16 protein-coding genes are annotated in these 19,249 nt (G+C 64.4%); 10 read left to right on the forward strand and 6 right to left on the reverse strand.

Going from position 1 to position 19,249, the window contains the following annotated elements:
- Positions 1-2: 2 nt before the first annotated feature.
- The 6 genes from AC5P76_RS13845 to tssJ all read right to left on the reverse strand — a co-directional run bounded on the left by AC5P76_RS13845 (position 3) and on the right by tssJ (position 8,455).
- A complete protein-coding gene (locus AC5P76_RS13845; RefSeq protein WP_253120200.1) occupies positions 3-1,112 on the reverse strand; it encodes a hypothetical protein in 1,110 nt (369 codons plus the stop codon).
- A gap of 2 nt (positions 1,113-1,114) precedes the next feature.
- Positions 1,115-2,734: a hypothetical protein gene (locus AC5P76_RS13850; protein ID WP_495222780.1), complete on the reverse strand. Its 1,620-nt coding sequence runs from the start codon at positions 2,732-2,734 to the stop codon at positions 1,115-1,117.
- Positions 2,727-5,480 (reverse strand): type VI secretion system Vgr family protein, encoded by a 2,754-nt coding sequence (locus AC5P76_RS13855; RefSeq protein WP_253120206.1) that lies wholly within the window; start codon positions 5,478-5,480, stop codon positions 2,727-2,729. The genes AC5P76_RS13850 and AC5P76_RS13855 overlap by 8 nt, the downstream gene beginning before the upstream one ends.
- 10 nt (positions 5,481-5,490) lie before the next feature.
- Positions 5,491-6,282 carry a type IVB secretion system protein IcmH/DotU gene (gene icmH, locus AC5P76_RS13860; RefSeq protein WP_065175286.1) on the reverse strand — a complete coding sequence of 264 codons (792 nt, stop codon included), beginning with the start codon at positions 6,280-6,282 and terminating at the stop codon, positions 5,491-5,493.
- Entirely contained in the window at positions 6,282-7,616 is a 1,335-nt protein-coding gene (gene tssK, locus AC5P76_RS13865) for a type VI secretion system baseplate subunit TssK (protein ID WP_053517623.1), read from the reverse strand. Before tssK ends, icmH begins: the two co-directional genes overlap by 1 nt.
- A gap of 215 nt (positions 7,617-7,831) precedes the next feature.
- Positions 7,832-8,455, reverse strand: coding sequence for a type VI secretion system lipoprotein TssJ (gene tssJ / locus AC5P76_RS13870; protein ID WP_053517622.1), 624 nt, complete (start codon positions 8,453-8,455; stop codon positions 7,832-7,834).
- Positions 8,456-8,693: 238 nt separating this feature from the next.
- Between tssJ and AC5P76_RS13875 the strand changes: the two genes are divergently transcribed.
- From AC5P76_RS13875 to AC5P76_RS13920, 10 genes are all read left to right on the forward strand, one after another.
- The gene (locus tag AC5P76_RS13875; protein WP_180877009.1) at positions 8,694-9,314 is read left to right on the forward strand and encodes a tetratricopeptide repeat protein; all 621 of its coding nucleotides are present in this window, start codon (positions 8,694-8,696) and stop codon (positions 9,312-9,314) included.
- Between the two features lie 30 nt (positions 9,315-9,344).
- Positions 9,345-9,845 (forward strand): type VI secretion system contractile sheath small subunit, encoded by a 501-nt coding sequence (gene tssB / locus AC5P76_RS13880; protein WP_053517620.1) that lies wholly within the window; start codon positions 9,345-9,347, stop codon positions 9,843-9,845.
- Between the two features lie 3 nt (positions 9,846-9,848).
- The gene (gene tssC / locus AC5P76_RS13885; protein ID WP_053517619.1) at positions 9,849-11,339 is read left to right on the forward strand and encodes a type VI secretion system contractile sheath large subunit; all 1,491 of its coding nucleotides are present in this window, start codon (positions 9,849-9,851) and stop codon (positions 11,337-11,339) included.
- 146 nt (positions 11,340-11,485) lie between these two features.
- Positions 11,486-11,983: an Hcp family type VI secretion system effector gene (locus AC5P76_RS13890; RefSeq protein WP_006465355.1), complete on the forward strand. Its 498-nt coding sequence runs from the start codon at positions 11,486-11,488 to the stop codon at positions 11,981-11,983.
- Between the two features lie 126 nt (positions 11,984-12,109).
- On the forward strand, positions 12,110-12,598 hold the full coding sequence (gene tssE / locus AC5P76_RS13895) for a type VI secretion system baseplate subunit TssE (RefSeq protein ID WP_180877011.1): 489 nt from the start codon (positions 12,110-12,112) through the stop codon (positions 12,596-12,598).
- Positions 12,598-14,433, forward strand: a complete 1,836-nt coding sequence (gene tssF, locus AC5P76_RS13900) for a type VI secretion system baseplate subunit TssF (protein ID WP_053520395.1) — start codon at positions 12,598-12,600, stop codon at positions 14,431-14,433. Before tssE ends, tssF begins: the two co-directional genes overlap by 1 nt.
- On the forward strand, positions 14,397-15,488 hold the full coding sequence (gene tssG, locus AC5P76_RS13905) for a type VI secretion system baseplate subunit TssG (protein ID WP_053520394.1): 1,092 nt from the start codon (positions 14,397-14,399) through the stop codon (positions 15,486-15,488). The genes tssF and tssG overlap by 37 nt, the downstream gene beginning before the upstream one ends.
- Before the next feature lie 66 nt (positions 15,489-15,554).
- Positions 15,555-18,308 (forward strand): type VI secretion system ATPase TssH, encoded by a 2,754-nt coding sequence (gene tssH / locus AC5P76_RS13910; protein WP_253120209.1) that lies wholly within the window; start codon positions 15,555-15,557, stop codon positions 18,306-18,308.
- A 22-nt stretch (positions 18,309-18,330) separates the two neighbouring features.
- Entirely contained in the window at positions 18,331-18,681 is a 351-nt protein-coding gene (locus AC5P76_RS13915; RefSeq protein WP_053520392.1) for a hypothetical protein, read from the forward strand.
- Positions 18,682-18,802: 121 nt separating this feature from the next.
- The coding region (locus tag AC5P76_RS13920; RefSeq protein ID WP_495222782.1) for a contractile injection system protein, VgrG/Pvc8 family at positions 18,803-19,249 on the forward strand (447 nt) is incomplete at its 3' end.

A 19,249-nucleotide genomic window follows, 5' to 3' on the forward strand; every position in this document is an offset into this window, starting at 1 on the left:
ACTCAACCGATCGTCGGCGGCGTCTGGTCCGCGGCCCAGATCCAGAAGGTGTCACCCCAGTCGCTGTTGATGGCGGGAAACACATCGCCTTCCTTGAAGAAGCGCCGGCTGCCTTGTGCAGGCGTGTACCACCAGCCGGCCACAGGAACCCGCTTGCCGGCGGCGACTCGATCCGGCCGGCGGTCCGGCTGATCCGTGCCGGCGTAGCTGCCGTCGATATCTTCGAATGCATCAGGGATGGGTTCGACAAAATGCCATTCGCAGTCTTTCATATCGAAGGACGAAACTGCGATCGCTGACGGTGCCAGCTCCGTCAGATCGCTTTGAACGTCGGACCAGCCATAGGGATCAAGATGCCGATTTGCATCAAGGAAGCGATACAGAGCTACTGTATCTCCCCAGAGTCCTTCGCGCCCAACCTGCTTGAGGACCGCCCTTCCAGTATCGTTGAGGGCCATTGCTGGGCACAGTTCTCCGTAGCCGCCTGTCCAGGCAAACTGAAGTGAAACCATGGGGTCGTCTTTCGCAACGTAGATCCCACTTCGCGGAGGAACTTGGTTGGTCCGTACGACAATGTCGGTTCGGATGCGAAATTTAGGTACTCGGTGAGTGTTGACGACTCCTTCGTTCCATAGATGCCAGTGAACAAAATCATCCATGGTCGACGGACGAGCAACGATCCGCGATAGTTGTCGAGCATAATCGAACGTTCTTTCTGCGGTCTCGTGGAACAGTTTTTCTTGTTCTGGTGTAGCCCATGCCATCTGGTAAGCGTATTCCTCCAGCAGGCGAGCGCATTGGTGTTCGCCCGCACCGCGATACCGCTCGATCGAGCGCAGCGCTATGTCTTCAACGACACATTCGCGGAATTCCATCAGTGCAGGGTAGGCATACGTCGAAAAATGCGACGCCGTATCCTGTGATTCCCAACCTGCCAAGGCTCTGCCAGCAGTATCCAGATGCGAGCGCTCATCAAGCATCTGGTCGGTCATGGCCAGCAGGCTGTCAATCTGCGGCAGCAGGCCCTTCAGGTAGTCCATCGAGGTGAAATGATGGATGAGGGCGGCTTGGCGCTTGTGCCACGGATTCAATTCCAGATATTGAATTTTCATGTTCAGCGGTTTATTTTCTGGCCGGAGATGTTCGGCAGGCCCAGCTTTACATCATTCATTTGAGTGCCAAAGTCGCTTGTCCCCCAGCCGGTGTCCATCGGGCCGAGAATGCGGGGGTTGTTGATCTTGGTCCGCAGGCTGACGTATTTCACCTGCTCATGCGGAGGAAGCAGCTTCCATTTGTCATAGGTCATGCTGCTCTTGGTCATGGCACCGGTTGCTTCATTGACGACGTAGTACTCCGAACTATCGGCCAACGTCCTCTTTCCCGGTTTGCCGGCAGCGTCGTATTCAAATGCGGCATCGAACTTGATCTGCTCGTAGCCGCCCTCAAGGTGGTGATCGGGCAGAGCGTCCTTCTTCTGGGCAGATGCAGGGCCGCGCCATACCTTTAGTTCTTCACCTGCCTTCAATTCATAGACGACGAACTGCCCATTGGGGTTCCAGTCAGGCCAGACGGCCAGATTCTTTCGCCAGGTGGCCCTTGGGTCGGCTGACTTCATGATCGAATTGAAGACTTCTTCGGTAACCCAGTCCGCGCCCGCGCTGAAGTTCGCGGGTGAGACGACTCGATACAACTTGGCTGGGCCCTTGATCGTATCCGTGCGCATGCCTTTGGCGAAGCTTTCGATCTGGCTGTCGCTCAGCTTTGGAAAGTCCTGTTTTGCCATTCTATCCACATGGGCGCGCATCTTTGTCGCATCCAACGGCAGATTCTTCGTCGGCTTCCCCTTGCCAAGCCACGACGGCGGCGGATCAACCCGCCGCATTAACGTCACTGCATGGGCCTCGGGCAGCGTGCCGGTGAAGTGGAAGTTGCCCGCGTTGAGGATGCCGCGCCGCTGCACCATGTCCTCGAATTCAAGACGCTTGATGATGGTGTCCAGAATTCGCTGTACGGGCGCCAGCACTTGGCCGATGTAGTTGTCCGCGATCTTTCGGATGCCAACGACGAGATCGATGGTCTCCTGGGCACGGCGCCCTACCAGTGGGATGTCGGCCACCTTGCCAAGCAGGTTGCGCATCAGCAACACGGCACGATCGAAGGCCTTCAACAGTTGCGCCTTGGTCACCAGTCCGCGTACGACACGGGTCTGCTTCGCCAACTCGTGGAACACACGGTCCCAGCGCATGCCTTTCCAGTACTTGGCAACCTCACGCCGGCGCAGAAGAGTAATGACCCAGCTCATGGCCTCATCAACAGCGCGGACGAGATGGTTCAAGCCGAAGCGGCGAATGAAGAGGAAGAAGATCTTCAATACGCCCTTCAGCAGGGAGCCCAGCGTGGGGATCAGGCCGATCAGGGTCAGGACCAGCGCGATCCAGGCCCAGGAGTTGCTCTTGTCCTCATTGATCTGCTTGCAGTTGGCGATGATGTCGCGGACATCGCAGACCTGGTCGACACCGGGAATCATCGAGATGGCGGTGTCGAACACGACCTGACCAGTGGTGCGATCCTGGTTGAAATCCCCCTGGATCGACTCCCACAGCCATACGAAGACATTCTTGCCGCCATCGACAGCGCTCTTGTACTGCTCGCTGATGAAGGCGAGGGCTTCGCGAAGCTGCTGCAGTGAGACGGGGGCTGCCTGGTTGGGGAGATCTGCGCGCGGATCACCCATGGCGAGTGCCTTGTTGTGGGTTGGCGATCAGCTCCAGGTCGGGCCAGCTGTCTTCTGCATCAGGTTCGCGGGGTTCGTAGACGACTTTCTCCACATCCTGTTTCGGGATGGGCTCATGGTGGGCCTTGCCGGCATCATCCAGCTTTCCCTTGATGACTGAGCCGTTCTTGAAGTGAATCTCGTAGGGGGTGCCTGCCATGGCCTGGAGCGTCTCCGCATCGCGGTAGTCCAGAGCGATCCAATCGGGAATGCTCTGCAGTCCTCCCGGAAGTGGTGGGATGAATGGAGCTGCATTCTCCCCCCCCATGAACGGATGCTCGCCCGCCTTCACCTTGAACTCGCCCGGGCAGCTGAACGTGATGTTGCCGCCCTCCAGGGTGATCGCGCTGCTGCCGGCCTGCAGCACCACTTTGCTCTGCGCCAGCACATCGATGCGGTCATCGGTGGCGGTGATGGTCAGTGCCTGGTCGCTCAGCAGCTCCAGTTCGCCATCGTTGGCCTGCAGGCTGACCGGGCCCTGGGCGGCGATCACCCGCAGCGGGCCGCTCTGCGCGAACAGTGAGACGTGCTCGCCGGACACCGTGGCGATGGTCTCGCCTGCGCTGATGTGCAGATCCTGCTGCACCGTCATCTGCAGGTTCTGCCCGGCGTAGGCCACCGCGCTGGCTGGCGTGGTCCAGGCAATGTGGTGCGGTGCTTCGGCCAGCAGCAGCGGCTTGGCCAGACGCTCCACCGGCTGGTCACCCGGGCTGCGGCCATCGCCGCCCGGCTTCATCGCGCTTTGTCCGTTGACCTCGCCTTCGTAGCGTCCCTGTGCCTGCGGATCGATCTGCTCGCGCAGCTGCTTTGTGCGCTCGAACTCGGCCAGTCCGGGCACCTGCTGCTGGGCCAGGGTCTGCTGCATCTGCTCCAGGCTGCGCTCGGCGCCCTTGAGCTGCGCCACCACGCTGGCGTTGTCCATGACCGTGGAAGCGGCCCGCTCCTGCGCGCTGGCGGACAGCAGCAGGCCTTCGGCCGCATGCACGTTGCCCCAGCCCTGCGTGGCCAGCTCGAAGCCCTCGCCGCGCAGGGCGCCGCGGGCGGTGTTCTGGTGCGCGATCAGGTAGCCCAGCTCCAGCCGGCTGTCGGCCAGCGAGCTGTGCAGGCGCGTACGCAGCTGGCCCGGCGTGTCATCGATCACCCATTGCTGGGTGCCGCTGCCGTCATGGGCCTGGGTGTGCAGGCCGCTGAGTACGCCGGGATGGCGCGCGTTCTCATCGATGCCGCCGCCGAAGGGTGGGGCGACCTCACCGTTGTAGAGCTGGCCGGTGACGCGCGGCTGGTCGATGTCACCGTGCAGGAATTCCACCAGCACTTCGCTGCCGATGCGCGGCAGGAAGGCCGTGCCCCAGTTCGGGCCGGCCACCCATTCGGCCACCGACACCCAGCTGCCGCTGGTGTGGTCGCCCGGCGCATGGCCGGTCTGGGCGCTGCCGGTGTCGGTCAGACCGCCCGGATTGGGCTGGCTGCCGCGCTGCCAGCCGAACTGGATGCGCACCTGGTGTTCGCGGTTCGGGCTGACGGCCGCATTGGCCACACCCACCACGCGTGCGGTCTGCGGGCCATGCAGGGTGGGGCGGTCCTGCGGCAGGGCGCGCAGCGGCACCCCGGCGCCGGTGGCGAGGAAGGCGTTGCGGTAGGCGCCGCGCTCCAGATCGGTACTGCCGAGCAGCTCGGCGATCCCCTGGTCCAGATTGTTGACGGCGACGTGCTGCACGGCCAGCAGCTGGAAGCGCTGGCCCTCATGCTGCGGATGCTGGGCCAGACTGAATGTGCTGCCTGCGGCCAGCTGGCGCTCGCTGCCGCTGCCGCTGTACAGCACCTGGCCAACGCGCAGTGCGTCCAGCCGCGCCTGCGCTTCGGCGTCGGCCCAGGCGGGCTGGGCGAAGCGGCCGGCACGCGGCTGCACATAGATCTCCAGCGCGGGCAGGGTGCCGGCATCGGCACTGGACTGCGCCGCCACGGCATTGACCTGTTCGCTGTGCCAGCTGGCGACGGTACTGGCGTTGGGCACCAGCTGCTGGCGTTCGGCGAAGGCAGTGATGCCATCGCTGCTCTCGGCCATGTCGGCGCGATGGAAACGCACGCGGCCCACATCGGGCAGTTCGGCGCCGGGCTCGAACACCACCAGGGTGTGGGCGGCATCGCCCTCCTGCGCCTGCTCGATGCGCCAGGCCAGGCCGGCCTCGGACAGCAGGCGGGTGACGAAGGCCCAGTCGGTTTCGCGGTACTGGGTGGTGATCGCGCGGGCCGGCAACTGGGCCTGCACGTCGAAGCGGAAGGCGGCCTGCGGGTAGTCGGCGAAGATCTGCTCGCAGATCGCGCGGGTGTCCTGGTCCTGGAAAATCACTGCGTTGCGGCGAAGGCGCAGCAGGGCGGTCCAGGGTTCGAGGGTGAGCCGGTAGCGGGCCAGCCCGCCGTCGCTTCCCAGCTGCGCCGCCTCGGTGCACAGCCCGTGCCACTGCCGCAGCGCGCCATCGGCCTGGCGCAGCTGCAGGGTCAGCGGCTGCTCCAGCCACGGTTCCAGTTCCAGGAACGCATCGGTGGCCAGGCAGTCGATCTGCAGGCGGTTGTCACCGCACACCGATTCGGTGCCTTCAAACCGCTCGACCACAAGGCCCTCGTCGGGGCCCTTGAGCTGGATCAGGCGATCCCGATGCGACAGCGAGGCGAGGGAAGCAAGCAGCGTGGAGCGCGAGATGTCCATATCGTCAGGCTCATGGGAGGGTGATCGTAATGTGGGCGGTGCGCTCAGGCATCTGCACCACGTCGTTGTAGGCGGCCAGCTGCTGACGGGTTTCGTGTCCGAGGTAGGCGCGCATGCCGAAGAACGCGACGATGCCGAAGCAGCCGACAACCACGGCCGGCAGCCACAGCGGCACGACCCGGCGCAGGCCATGGCGCACGTTGTCGGGCGGCAGCGCGTGCGGGGCGAAGCCGTGGCGCTTGCCCTTCAGGTAGACGATCTCGTCACCCAGGCGCGCGGTCAGATAGCCCAGCTTCTCGGTGCCTTCGATACGGTACTTGCCCTCGAAGCCCATCAGCAGGCAGTAGTGATAGACCTCCAGCGACGGCAGGCGCGCCGCGCCCTGGCGGCGCAGTTCTTCCAGCCGGTCGAAGAAGTGCTCGCCGGCGAGGTGCTCGCCGAACAGGCGCAACTGCAGCGGATTGCGTTCCCAGGTTTCGTGCAGCGGCGACGGCTGCGACAGGATCGCCTCATCCACCGCGGCGCAGAACGCGTATTTGGCGGCGTAGACATCTTCGGACGCCACGCCAAGCCGCATCGCGTTGCGTTCGACGCCATCGAGGAACTTCTGCACCGTCTGCACGAAGCCCTCTGCGTCGTGCGGCAACTGGCCACGCTTGAGCAGAAGCAGCAGGTAGAAGCCGTCGGACATCAGATCCTGCAGGCTCTGCGGATTGGCCGCCTGCGGCGTTGGATTGACCATCGCGCCATTGGCGGTCAGCGACGGCATCGGGCCCGGGGTCGGGGGCAGGGGGGAATTCATCATGAGGTCACCGCCACAAGTTCCATCTTCAGCTCGGCAATGCCGGCCGGCACATAGATCATCACCGACTGCGCCTTGAGCATGCGCTCATACAGCGCACCGCGCGAATCAAATTCGAAGTAATGGCTGCCCGGGCGCACCGGGATCGCTGCCGGCACCTGCGCGGCGTGGGTAAGCTTCACGCCTGGCAGTGCGGACAGCACGCACTTCTCGACGTCGTCCGGCGCGCCGACCTTGAAGCGCACCGGGACGCTCTGGATCAGCTCCTGCGCCGGCAGCGAGGCGGAGACGGACAGGTAGAACGAGGCATTCCCGTCGATCCGCTGCGAGTCCAGCCGACCGAGGTGGTAGGACGGCTTGACCTCGTTCAGCGCGATCTTGAAGTAGCGCGTGGAGATCACCGTATCCAGCAGTGCCCGCACGATCTCCAGCAGCTTGCGGAACGAAGCTTCCGGCTGGTCGTGGCGGTACACTGGCAGGTCGCCCAGCTGGTAGGCGTTGGAGAAGGTCAGCAGTGCGCCCGCCATGCGCAGCAGTTCCTGGTGCAGGCGCTCGGGATGCAGCTGCGGATGATGCAGCAGATGGGCCAGCGCGCTGAAGGAACTGTTGATCGTGTGCAGCAGCCAGAACGACGCGATGTCGCCCGAGCGGAATTCGATGATGTTCTGCGACGTCTGCCGATGCAGCCCGTACAGCGCATCGACCTTGGCCTGCAGCGCATCGAGCACCGCACGCAGTTCACGATGCAGGAACGGCGAGGCCTGCAGCTGCGCGCAGGGCGGGATGAACTCATCGTCCAGCTCGAAGCCGCCGCTGGAGGTGCGGCGCACACGCGCCACCGGCACGGTCGCATAGGCATCACGGGGCTGGTCGTCGGTAAGCAGCTTCACCGCCTTGCTCAGGTAGGCCAGTTCGGCCTCCACCGCATCGGTGAACAGGTCCTGCGTATCGCGGTTGGCCTGCCGATAGCGCGCAAGCACGGTGCCTTCCGCATCGGTGCAGTTGGCGCCGTCATCGCGCAGCAGCGGAAGTGCCAGGTAGATCACCGTGGACTGCACGCCAGGCGGCAGATCCTGCAGCGACACCGCGTCCGGCAGGCTGTCGTGCGCCGGGGCGTCGTAGGTTTCGCCATCGGGAAACACCGCCGACAGGTCGAGCGGCCTCAACGTGCCGCCGGACAACGCATGGGGGTCGAAACGCACGCGGCGCGCGCCCCACGCGTACGGGTGCAGCGTCTGCGAAAGATCCTGCAGCCGTGCCTCGTGATATGCGTCCTGGCGCTGGAAATGCTGGGGCCGCAGGAACAGCCCTTCACCCCAGAGAACCTTCGACATCCTGCTTACATAAGCCACATTCAATCCTTGGAAATACCTTGAAAGGTTGCCCCTTGGGGGCCGGTTCCGCCGTCCTCGCGTTCCGCTGCGGCGAAGGCCCTGCCTTGCAATGTGAAAATGTGAATCACATCGCACATTGATTGCGGCGGGGCAAACGTTGCGCGGAAGATACTATCGCATTGCGGCAATTTGAGTGCCAGAATTCCGACGCGGTCCTATTTCGCGCCTGCACAGCGGATCGAGGCAAGACTGCCCGGATCGCCGGAAAGTCGTGTGAGCAGGGCCTTGCTGTCGCTGGTCAGGGCACAGGCGTGGACACCGATGGTCACACCGTCCTGCGGCAGGGTCTTGCCCTTGGTGTCGAACGCGAGCCGCCAGCGGTTCTCGGCGGGGGCGCGGAACAGGGCGACCACGCCCAGCACTGCACTTCCTTCACTCAGCTGCTCGGACAATTCCTGCCGGGCCCCGGGGGTCAGCACCACCTCATTGACCGACAGCAGGTCGGCACCGAGGGCGGCCTGCTCTCCGGCCTGGTCCAGGAATGCGTTGAAGGGCGCCTGTTCGAACCGTTGCAGGCTGCGCAGGTGGTAGACCTTGACCACCGCCGCGCTCGCCCGCTTGTCGTTGCCGGCATTGAGGTTGGTGCCGGCATACAGGCGCAATGGGACGGTCGGTGGCGCTTTCGGCTTTTCCTCGCGGATGCCGACGGCCTGCAGCGTCTTGTCCATCGCTTTCCCGAGCTTGCTGTCGCTGGCGCAACCGGCAAGGGAACCCGAAACAATGAAGGAGAAAATCGTGACGGATATCACGCGGCGAAATGAGGAGAGTTGCGCATTCATCTGGAGTCGGCGGGCTCGAAGGGCGGGGTGAAAGTCACGTATGCAACGGATTTCGCTCGCGGATATCACATTGGAATGTGAAGAATGTGTCTATCAAAACCGCCACATTCTTGACGAAATTCACTATACCGATGCGTATTCGCGAATGTACACTGCCGCCGACAGGGGCAGGAATCCCGTGCGGTGTATCGGCGGCGATTCGGCTTCCTTTAGGAACTAATTTCGACGAGGGATCACTATGGAAGTGAAGGCAATGGGGAAGGCTGTCTACCGGCCGATGTTCGCGCTGATGTTGCTGTCGGGCCTGGCGGCCTGCTCATCGGCACCGAAGAAGGCCGAGGTCGTGCCGTTCGAAACGACGCTGAGCAATGCCGAAGCACAGGTCACCACCGGTGGCGCGGATGCCGCCATCAGCGCATTCGAGGAAGCGGCGAAGGCCGATCCGACGCGCAAGGAGCCGTGGGTGCGCATCGCTCAGCTGCAGTTCGACCAGGGCCAGTATGCCCGCGCCATTGTGGCTGCCGAGGAAGTGCTGCAGCGCGATCCCAGCGATCTGGTCGCCGATGGCGTGATCACGGTGGCCGGTTTCCGCATTGCCAACCAGTCGCTGACCCGCCTGCAGGGGCGCGGCGCGCTGGCTTCCGATACTGCCCGCAAGGAAGCGCAGACCCTGGCTACCACCCTGCGCAACACCATGGGTGATGCCATTCTCGATCCGGCGCCCAAGCCGAAGCCGCGCAGCCGCGCCCGTGCCGGCCGTGCCGCCGCGCCCGCCGCTGCCGCGCAGCCCGCTGCACAGCCGGCCAAGCCCGCTGCCCGCTCGAACAACTCCGATCCGTTCCAGAACATCGGCAACTGATCCGGACCCGGCCCCAGTCAGGAGACACACATGGCCAAGAAGGAAAGCATCCAGAAGCGGCTGCAGAAGATCCGCCCGCCGCGCGTCCAGCTCACCTACGATGTCGAGAAGGGTGACGCGATCGAGCAGAAGGAACTGCCGTTCGTGGTCGGCGTGATGGGCGATTTCAGCGGCAACCCGGAGCAGCCGCTGCCCAAGGTCAAGGATCGCAAGTTCGTCAGCGTCGACATGGACAACTTCGACGAAGTGATGGAAGGCATCGCCCCGCGTGCGGTCTATCGCGTGCCGAACAAGATCAGCGACGAAGGCGGCGAATTCGGCGTCGAGCTGAAGTTCAACTCCATCGATGACTTCCGTCCCGAGGCGGTGGTCCAGCAGATCGAGCCCTTGCGGCGCCTGCTCGAGTCGCGCACCAAGCTCGCCGACCTGCGCAACAAGCTGGCCGGCAACGAGAAGCTGGAAGACCTGCTGACCGATGTGCTCAACAACACCGAGCAGCTGAAGAAGCTCGGCGTGACCAAGGAGGACTGACCGATGTCAGCCGAAGCCAGCCCGTTGGCCACGCAGGCCGCCGTTGCCGAAGACGTCGGCCTGCTCGACCAGATCGTCGAGAAGAGCAAGGTCGCCAAGTCGAAGACCGAGCATGACCGCGCCAAGGACATCATCGCCGCGCTGGCGAAGGAAGTCCTGGACGGCACCGTGGTCGTCTCCGACAACCTCAACCTCACCCTCGATGCGCGCATCGCCGAGATCGACCGGATCATCTCCGAGCAGCTCAGCGCCGTCATGCATGCCGAACCGTTCCAGAAGCTGGAAGGCAGCTGGCGAGGCCTGCATTACCTGTGCCAGCAGACCTCCACCGGCCCGAACATGAAGATCAAGGTCTTCAATTCGCCGCAGAAGGATCTGGTCAAGGATTTCAAGTCGGCCATCGACTTCGACCAGAGCGCGCTGTTCAAGAAGGTCTACGAAGAAGAGTTCGGCACCTTCGGTGGCGCGCCGTTCGGCGCACTGATCGGCGACTACTTCCTCGGCCGCCAGCCGGAGGACATGTACTTCATCGAGCAGATGTCGCACGTGGCTGCCGCCGCGCACGCGCCGTTCATTTCGGCAGCGAGTGAAGGCATGTTCGGCCTGGAAACCTTCACCGATCTGGGCAAGCCGCGCGACCTGGCCAAGGTGTTCGACACGGTCGAGTACGCGAAGTGGAAGTCGTTCCGCGAGAGTGAGGACAGCCGCTATGTCGGTCTGACCATGCCGCGCTTCCTCGGCCGTCTGCCGTACAACCCGAAGGATGGCACCACCGTCGAAGGCTTCAACTTCGTCGAGGAGATCGAAGCGGCCGACCACAGCAAGTTCCTGTGGTGCAACACCGCCTATGCGATGGGTGCGCGCCTGACCCAGGCCTTCGAGAACTTCGGCTGGTGCGCGGCAATCCGTGGCGTGGAAGGTGGCGGCCTGGTCGAGGACCTGCCGACCCATACCTTCCGCACCGATGATGGCGAAGTCGCGCTGAAGTGCCCGACGGAAGTGGCCATCACCGACCGTCGTGAAAAGGAACTCAGTGACCTCGGCTTCATGCCGCTGGTGCACTGCAAGAACACCGACTACGCCGCGTTCTTCGGCGCACAGTCGGCACAGAAGCCGAAGAAGTACAACACCGATTCGGCCAACGCCAACGCGATCCTGTCTGCCCAGCTGCAGTACATTTTCGCGGTGTCGCGCATCGCCCATTACCTCAAGGCGATGATGCGCGAGAAGATCGGCAGCTTCGCATCGGCGGGCAACGTCGAGGAATTCCTGAACCGGTGGATCGCCCAGTACGTGCTGCTGGACGACAACGCATCGCAGGAAGCCAAGGCCCAGTTCCCGTTGCGCGAGGCATCTGTGCAGGTTTCGGAGGTGCCGGGCAAGCCTGGTGTCTACCGCGCGGTGGCCTTCATCAGGCCGCATTTCCAGCTCGATGAGCTGTCTGTTTCGTTGCGTCTGGTCGCCGAACTGCCGGCGTCCGCGAAAAAGTCGTAACGGTTTGCTGCAACTGAAGCGTCCAGGGGAGTCCGCTCCCCGGATTGCAGTGACGCTTATTTCAAGAGGGCGCAGCCCCCCTTAACCGCCAGGCCCCCGCCTGGCACATCAAATCTCACGGAAGAACGGAATTTAGGAGACCAGATATGCAGCACGCTTTCCTCTCGATTGACACCATCAAGGGCGAGTCGCACGACGACAAGCACAAGGACTGGATTGAAATCCAGTCGTTCTCGCAGGACCTGTTGCAGCCGCGTTCGGCCACCGCGTCGACCTCCGGCGGCACCACCGCTGCCCGCGTGAACCTGTCCCCGATCGAAATCACCAAGTCGATCGACCTCGCCTCCACGGCCCTGAACCAGGCCGCCTCCAACGGCACCACCTTCCCGAAGGCGCAGATCCAGTTCATGCGCGCCGACAAGGACGGCAACGCGATCAATTACTACACGGTCGAGCTGCTGAACGTGCTGGTCCACCGCGTCACCACGACGGTGGACAAGGAAGGCATGCCGCAGGAAGTTGTTCAGCTGAGCTTCGGCGCCATCAAGTGGACTTACCAGCAGCAGAAGCCGGAAGGCGGCGTTGGTGGCAAGACCGTGGCGCAGTGGAGCGCAACCAAGAACATCCCGAACTACACCGTGTGATGTTGTGTCACTGCGATGGCGCCTCGTGCGCCATCGCAGTCTGATCGTCGGGCAGGGCCAGGAACGGCCCTGTCTCTGCCGCACCGCTGCCGCCCGCACGGATGCCGAACCTGAGTGGATCGACCAATGAAGGGACTCGAACCCAGCCTGCTGGAAAAACTGTTCGACGACGCCCCCAAGCAGCCGGGCGCCGGGCCGGTATTCAAGTCCGTCTCGCTGGAGCAGTACAAGGAATCCATTGCCCGTGACCTGGAAGGGCTGCTGAATTCGCGCGCCGCGTTCCAGGAAGGCGACATGAAGGAGTTCCCCAACTGCCGGCAGTCGCTGCTGACCTACGGGCTGGCCGATTTCTCCGCGATGAGCCTGGCCAACGCCTATGATCGCGCCGCCATCTGCCGCTCCCTGGAGCAGGCCGTGGCGCGCCACGAGCGCCGGCTCCGCAACGTCAACGTGCACCTGGACGCCGGCAATCAGTTTGCCGGCGGCCTGCACTTCACCATCCATGCGCTGCTGGATCTGGAACCGGCGCGCGAGCCGGTCAGCTTCGACGCGATGCTGCAGCCCTCGACCCTGCAGTACCAGGTCACCCGCGCACGTCGCACGCAGGCCGGCTGATGCAGGACCTGCTTCCTTATTACGAACGCGAACTGGCCTATCTCCGTCGTTACGGACGCGAGTTCGCCGAGCGTTACCCGAAGATTGCCGGCCGCCTGCAACTGTCCGCGGAGGGCAGCCAGGACCCGCATGTCGAGCGGCTGATCGAAGCGTTCGCGCTGCTCAGTGCCCGCGTTTCCAAGCGCATCGAGGACGACTATCCCGAGTTCACCGACGCGCTGCTGGATGTGCTCTATCCACATTACCTACGCCCATTCCCGTCGTGCTCGATCGCCCACTTCGACATGGAAGGGGTAGCCTCCAAACTGAGCGCGCCGGTGCGCGTACCCCGCGGTACCGCCCTGCAGAGCCGCCCCGTGCGTGGCGTTCCGTGTGATTTCCGCACCGCCTACGACGTGGTCCTGGCACCGGTCGGGGTACAGCAGGTGGTCTACCGCAGTGTCGCCGATGCACCGATGGCCACGACGCTGCCGGCGGGCACCGGCGGCCAGATCTCGCTGGGCTTCCAGCTGCTGTCCGATCAGCTCGGCTTCGGCCAGCTGGGCACCGATCAGCTTCGCCTGTTCCTGGATGGCGAGCCGTCGGTGCGGGCCGCTCTGCGCGATGCGCTGATGCTCGGGGTAAAGGCGGCCTATGTCGAATCCGATGGCGATGGCCGCTGGCGACGCCTGGAAAAGGTCCCCCTGAGCCCGGTGGGCTTTGCCGAGGATGAGGCGCTGATCGACTTCCCGGCGCGCTCGCATCCGGCGTACCGGCTGCTGACCGAGCTGTTCGCCTATCCGGAGAAGTTCGGATTCGTCGATCTGCACCTGCCCACAGTGACCGCCGGCGCCAGCCGTCGTTTCACGCTTCACCTGGTGCTGCATGCGCAGGGCCAGGACCGGGGCAACACGATGGTGCTGGAGGAGCTGGGAACGCACAACGTGCGCCTGGGCTGCACCCCCATCGTCAACCTGTTCAGGACCAGTGGCGAGCCGATCCGCGTCACCCATCGCACGGTCAACTATCCGGTGCTGGCTGACGCGCGTCGCGCCTTCGCCTACGAGGTGCACTCGATCGACTCGGTGCACCGCATCCGGCAGACACCGCAGGGCGAACTGATCCAGGCCTTCCGTCCGTTCTACTCGCTGCATCACGGTGAAGATCCGGAGCGGACCGGTCAGTACTGGGTGGCACGTCGTGATGAGGATGTCGCACGGCAGAGCCCCGGTTTCGAGACGGAGATCAGCTTCGTTGACCTGTCATTCAATCCGGTACTTCCGCAGACCGACACGGTCAGCCTGGAGCTGACCTGCAGCAACCGCGATCTGCCCAACCAGCTGGCGTTCGGTGTGGCCGGTGGTGACCTGAACATCGAGGGAGGCAGCCCGGCCAGGGCGATCAGCCTGCTGCGCAAACCGACCAAACCGCTGCGTTTCCGCCATGGCCGCAATGCGCAGTGGCGCCTGATCTCGCACCTGTCGTTGAACCAGCTGTCACTGACCGCCAGCGGCCTGCCAGCGCTGAAGGAGATGCTGCGCCTGTATGACCTGTCCGGCAGCAATGTTTCCGCTCGCCAGATCGACGGCATCCTTGAGCTGCAGCAGACCCCGACCACCACCTGGATGCATGGTCGCCAGTTCGCTTCGGTGGTGCGTGGCCTGGAGATCCGCCTGACGATCAATGAAGCCCACTTCGTGGGTACCGGTGTGGCCGCCTTTGCCCAGGTGATGGACCACTTCTTCGCACTTTACGTGCATGCCAACAGCTTTACCCGTCTGGTGCTGGTTTCCGGCGACAGCGGGGAGGAGATCGTCCGATGCCCAGCGCGCAGCGGCGAATCGATCCTGGCGTAGCCCAGCAGCTGCTCACCGAGCCCCACCGCTTCCAGTTCTTCCAGGCGGTGCGGTTGCTTGAGCAGGTGTTCCAGCGGCAAGGCGTCAAGCCCGGCCAGGCCGTGCCGATGCGCGTGCGCTTCCGCAACTCGCTGTCGCTGGGCTTCCCGGCCACCGAGCTGTCCGCGGAGGGTGAGGTCTACTCGCTGAAGGGCGAGCGGCTGGAGGGGCGCGAGGCCATCGAGCAGGCGCTGCACGGCGAGGAGCTGGCCGAGGTCCACCTGACTCCGCAGTTCATGGGCCTGCTGGGCACCGCTGGCGCATTGCCGCTGCATTACACCGAGACCCTGCAGCTGCGCGAGTTGTACCAGCGCGACCGCACCGCGCGCGCGTTCCTGGACATCTTCTCCACACGCGCCGTATCGCTGCACTACGCGGCGTGGAAGAAGCATCGGCTGGCGCTGCAGTACGAACTGGATCGCCGCGAGCGCTTCCTGCCGCTGGTGCTCTCGCTGCTCGGCATGGGCATGAGCGAGCTGCGCGATCGCCTGCACGAGGGCGAGGGCGAGATCTTCGATCAGGCCGTTGCCTATTACGCCGGTGCCGTGCGCCAGCGCCCCGTATCTGCCGTGCTGATGCAGCGCATCCTGTCGGACTATTTCCAGGTGCCGTTGCACCTGGAGCAGTTTGTCGGCGCGTGGTACCGGGTGCCTGCCGGTCAGGCAACGCGGCTGGGCCAGGCCAATGCGGTGCTGGGGGCGAGTGCCCTGGCTGGCGATCGCGTCTGGCAGCGAGACCTGCGCATGCGACTGCGCATCGGGCCGCTGCGGCGCGATCAGTTCGACGCCTTCCTGCCGGGTGGCAGTGCGGCCGAAGCCCTGTCCAAGTGGTTGTCGTTGTTGACCGGCGGCGTTCTCGAGTACGAAGTGCGGCTGGTGCTGCGCGCCGAGGATGTGCAGGGCAGCGCCCTCGGCAGCGGCGGCGGCGCTCGGCTGGGCTGGGACAGCTACATGTGCACCCAGGCGCAGACCACATCGCGTGAGGACACCACCTATGGCATCCACACGCTGCAATGACAACCCGCCGCAGGCGTCCGTGCCTGCGGTCCTCGAACGGTTCCAGCAAGGAGTGCGTGTTTCCGCATGAGCATCAACCTCAAGACCCTGATCAGCAAGCTGGACGACACCTGCCGCCAGGCGGCCGAGCGGGCCGCGAACCTGTGCATGGCGCGCGGCAACTATGAGGTGGACCTGGAGCATCTGTTCCTGGCCCTGCTCGAGCAGCCGCAGAGCGATTTCGTGTTGATTGCCCGTCGCAGCGGCATCCTGCCGGAATCGCTGGAGCGTGATCTCAACGATGAGATCAGTCAGTTCAAGACCGGCAACGGCCGCACGCCGGTGTTTTCCCAGCACATTCCCAAGCTGTTCGAGCACGCCTGGCTGATCGCCTCGCTGGACTCGGAAACCACCCGCATCCGTAGCGGCCATCTGCTGCTGGCGCTGCTGACCGAGCCGGACCTGGCGCAGTTGGCCTACCGTGGCTCGAAGCTGTTCGTGCGTTTCAAGCGCGAAGAGCTCAAGCACGACTTCGCCAAGCTCACCGAGGGCTCGCAGGAGGCGGTGCAGACCGTCCGCTTCGCCGATGCCTCGGCGAAGGAAGAGGGCGGTGAGGGCGAGGATGCCGTGTCCGGCGAGGCCAAGGGTGGCCTGTCCAAGACGCCGGCGCTGGACCAGTTCACCACCAACCTGACCCAGCGCGCCCGTGAGGGCAAGATCGATCCGGTGATCGGCCGTGATGGCGAGATCCGCCAGGTGATCGACATCCTGATGCGTCGCCGCCAGAACAACCCGATCCTCACCGGCGAAGCCGGCGTGGGCAAGACCGCCGTGGTCGAAGGGCTTGCCCGGCGCATTGCCGACAAGGATGTGCCGGAGGTGCTGCAGGGTGTCGAGCTGCACACGCTGGACATGGGGCTGCTGCAGGCCGGCGCCAGCGTCAAGGGCGAGTTCGAGAACCGCCTGAAGAACGTGATCGACGAGGTCAAGAAGAGCCCGCATCCGATCATCCTGTTCATCGATGAAGCGCATACGATGATCGGCGCCGGTGGAACCGCCGGCCAGAACGATGCGGCGAACCTGCTCAAGCCGGCGCTGGCCCGCGGTGAGCTGCGCACGATCGCGGCGACCACCTGGAGCGAGTACAAGAAGTACTTCGAGAAGGACGCGGCGCTGGCCCGCCGCTTCCAGGTGGTCAAGGTTGAAGAGCCCAGTGAAGTGCTGGCCGCAGCGATGCTGCGCGGCATGGTCGGGTTGATGGAGTCGCACTTCAACATCCGCGTGCTGGACGAAGCGGTGACCGAAGCCGTGCGTCTGTCGCACCGTTACATCAGTGGTCGTCAGCTGCCGGACAAGGCTGTCAGCGTGCTGGATACCGCCTGCGCGAAGGTCGCGCTTGGACAGAGCGCCACGCCTGCGATCATCGAAGACACCCGCAAGCACCTGGATCGCCTGCAGGCGGAAATCAGCGCGCTGCAGCGCGAAACCGCAGGGGGCAGTGCACAGCACAGCGAGCGCCTGGACGAGCTGCATGCCCAGCAGGCGGAAGCGCAGGCGGTGCTGGCCAGCAATGAGGAGCGCCTCACCCGCGAGCGCGAACTGGCAGGCCGCATTGCCGCGCTGCGCCAGCAGATGGAGCAGGGCCAGGCCCAGGCGGCCGATGGCGAAGCGCCCAGCGATGACGGTGAGGGCGACGTCGCCGTGGCCAAGCCGGCCGCCAAGCGCGGCAAGGCCAAGCCGGAACTGTCGCCGCAGCATGCTGAACTGGCGCGACTGCAGGCCGAGCTGCGCGAGCTGCAGGGCGAGACGCCGATGGTCCCGCTGCAGGTCGACGGAACCGTGGTCGCGGAGATCGTGTCGGCATGGACCGGCGTGCCGCTGGGCCGCATGGTCAAGGACGAGATCCGTACCGTGCGCACGCTCGGAAACCTGCTGGTCGAGCGCGTGATCGGACAGGACCACGCGCTGGATGCGATCGCCCAGCGCGTGCGCACCGCCACGGCCAAACTGGAAGACCCGAACAAGCCACGCGGTGTCTTCATGTTCGTCGGCCCCTCCGGTGTCGGCAAGACCGAGACCGCGCTGGCGTTGGCTGACATCCTCTATGGTGGTGAGCGCAAGCTGATCACCATCAACATGAGCGAATACCAGGAAGCGCACAGCGTGTCCGGGCTGAAAGGCTCGCCGCCGGGCTACGTCGGTTACGGCGAAGGCGGCGTGCTGACCGAAGCCGTGCGCCGCAACCCGTACAGCGTGGTGCTGCTTGACGAGGTGGAGAAAGCCCATCCCGACGTGCTGGAGATGTTCTTCCAGGTGTTCGACAAGGGCGTGATGGATGATGCGGAAGGCCGCGAAATCGACTTCCGCAATACCCTCATCATCCTGACCTCCAACATCGGCTCCTCGCAGATCATGCAGGCCTGCCTGAACAAGCCGGCCGAGGAGATTCCGGCGGCCGACGCGCTCGCCGACGCGCTGCGCCCGGTGCTGATGCGCAGCTTCAAGCCGGCCTTCCTCGGCCGCCTCAAGGTCGTACCGTACTACCCGATCAACGACGACGTGCTTGCGCGGATCATCACGCTCAAGCTCGGTCGCATCCGCGACCGCGTCATTGCCAACCACAAGGCCACCTTCAGCTGGGACGACAGTCTGGTGGAGGCCGTGCTTGCGCGTTGCACCGAAGTGGACTCAGGTGCCCGCAACGTTGACCACATCCTCAATGGAACCTTGCTGCCGGAAATCGCCGAGAGCGTGCTGGCGGCGATGGCCGAGGGGAACCGGATCAACGCCATCAAGGTCACCGCCGGCAAGAAGGGTGACTTCAAATACAAAGTGTCTTGACACTGAGCAAATGGAGAAGGCAATGGAATTCTATGGATTCGACCGCGAAGCGGCTCTCAACCACTGTGACAGCCTGGAACTCGGCCTTGGCCGTGAGCTGGACCGTGTGCGTGCCTGGAACCGGCTGCGCCCCGAACATGTGATCGAGCTGCTGGAGACCGCGGTGCCCGCTGCCCGCCAGGATGCCCGCAACGTGGCCGCGCAGATCAGCCGCGGTTCCTGGCGCATCCACATGGATGCCCCGGTCGTGGGCAAGCCGCAGCTGGTGAGCAACGTGCGCGAACTGCAGATCACGGCCGGTGGACGCGATTACCGCCTGAAGATCAGCGAAGGCGTCCGCCTGCAGCTGGAAGAAATCGTCCAGGCCGCCTGATGATCGTGTGAGCCTGTCGCCCCGCACAGGGGCGCAGGCCACGCGGAAGCGGGAACCGGAGGAAGCCGATGCGCACGCCGCATGCAGACCACCTTGAAGCACGGGAAGTCGGGGAATCACCATGGACCTGGTAAACAACCTGCGGGCAGCGCTGGCCGGCCCATCGCATGCACAGCGCTTCCTGCGGCTGCACACCTCGCTGGGGAGCGACGTGCTGGTGGCCGAAACGCTGGATGGCGTCGAACAGATCGACGGCATCGGTTTCCAGTGGACGATCACGGCGCTGTCGCTGGATGCGGGCCTGCCGCTGGGCCCGCTGATCGGGCAGGGCGCGCTGCTGCAGATGCAACAGGCCGACGGCAGCCTGCGGCCGTTGCATGGACGCATCACCGCCGCCGAACGGCTGGGCAGCAATGGCGGCCTGGCACGCTACCGGCTGCGCCTGCAGCCGTGGCTGGCGTTCCTGTCGCAGCGGGTGGACAGCTATGTGTTCCACGACAGGACGGTCGTGGAGATCGTCGAGGACATCTTCGCCGACTACGGTGGTCTGGCCCCGGCCTGGCGCTGG

It is taken from the genome of Stenotrophomonas sp. YJH_SMC_36, from assembly GCF_059369935.1.

Coding starts and splice junctions, on each gene's coding strand:
- AC5P76_RS13845 (WP_253120200.1), bottom strand. CDS start 1,112: ATGAAAATTCAATATCTGGAATTGAATCCGTGGCACAAGCGCCAAGCC.
- AC5P76_RS13850 (WP_495222780.1), bottom strand. CDS start 2,734: ATGGGTGATCCGCGCGCAGATCTCCCCAACCAGGCAGCCCCCGTCTCA.
- AC5P76_RS13855 (WP_253120206.1), bottom strand. CDS start 5,480: ATGGACATCTCGCGCTCCACGCTGCTTGCTTCCCTCGCCTCGCTGTCG.
- icmH (WP_065175286.1), bottom strand. CDS start 6,282: ATGAATTCCCCCCTGCCCCCGACCCCGGGCCCGATGCCGTCGCTGACC.
- tssK (WP_053517623.1), bottom strand. CDS start 7,616: ATGTCGAAGGTTCTCTGGGGTGAAGGGCTGTTCCTGCGGCCCCAGCAT.
- tssJ (WP_053517622.1), bottom strand. CDS start 8,455: ATGAATGCGCAACTCTCCTCATTTCGCCGCGTGATATCCGTCACGATT.
- AC5P76_RS13875 (WP_180877009.1), top strand. CDS start 8,694: ATGGAAGTGAAGGCAATGGGGAAGGCTGTCTACCGGCCGATGTTCGCG.
- tssB (WP_053517620.1), top strand. CDS start 9,345: ATGGCCAAGAAGGAAAGCATCCAGAAGCGGCTGCAGAAGATCCGCCCG.
- tssC (WP_053517619.1), top strand. CDS start 9,849: ATGTCAGCCGAAGCCAGCCCGTTGGCCACGCAGGCCGCCGTTGCCGAA.
- AC5P76_RS13890 (WP_006465355.1), top strand. CDS start 11,486: ATGCAGCACGCTTTCCTCTCGATTGACACCATCAAGGGCGAGTCGCAC.
- tssE (WP_180877011.1), top strand. CDS start 12,110: ATGAAGGGACTCGAACCCAGCCTGCTGGAAAAACTGTTCGACGACGCC.
- tssF (WP_053520395.1), top strand. CDS start 12,598: ATGCAGGACCTGCTTCCTTATTACGAACGCGAACTGGCCTATCTCCGT.
- tssG (WP_053520394.1), top strand. CDS start 14,397: ATGCCCAGCGCGCAGCGGCGAATCGATCCTGGCGTAGCCCAGCAGCTG.
- tssH (WP_253120209.1), top strand. CDS start 15,555: ATGAGCATCAACCTCAAGACCCTGATCAGCAAGCTGGACGACACCTGC.
- AC5P76_RS13915 (WP_053520392.1), top strand. CDS start 18,331: ATGGAATTCTATGGATTCGACCGCGAAGCGGCTCTCAACCACTGTGAC.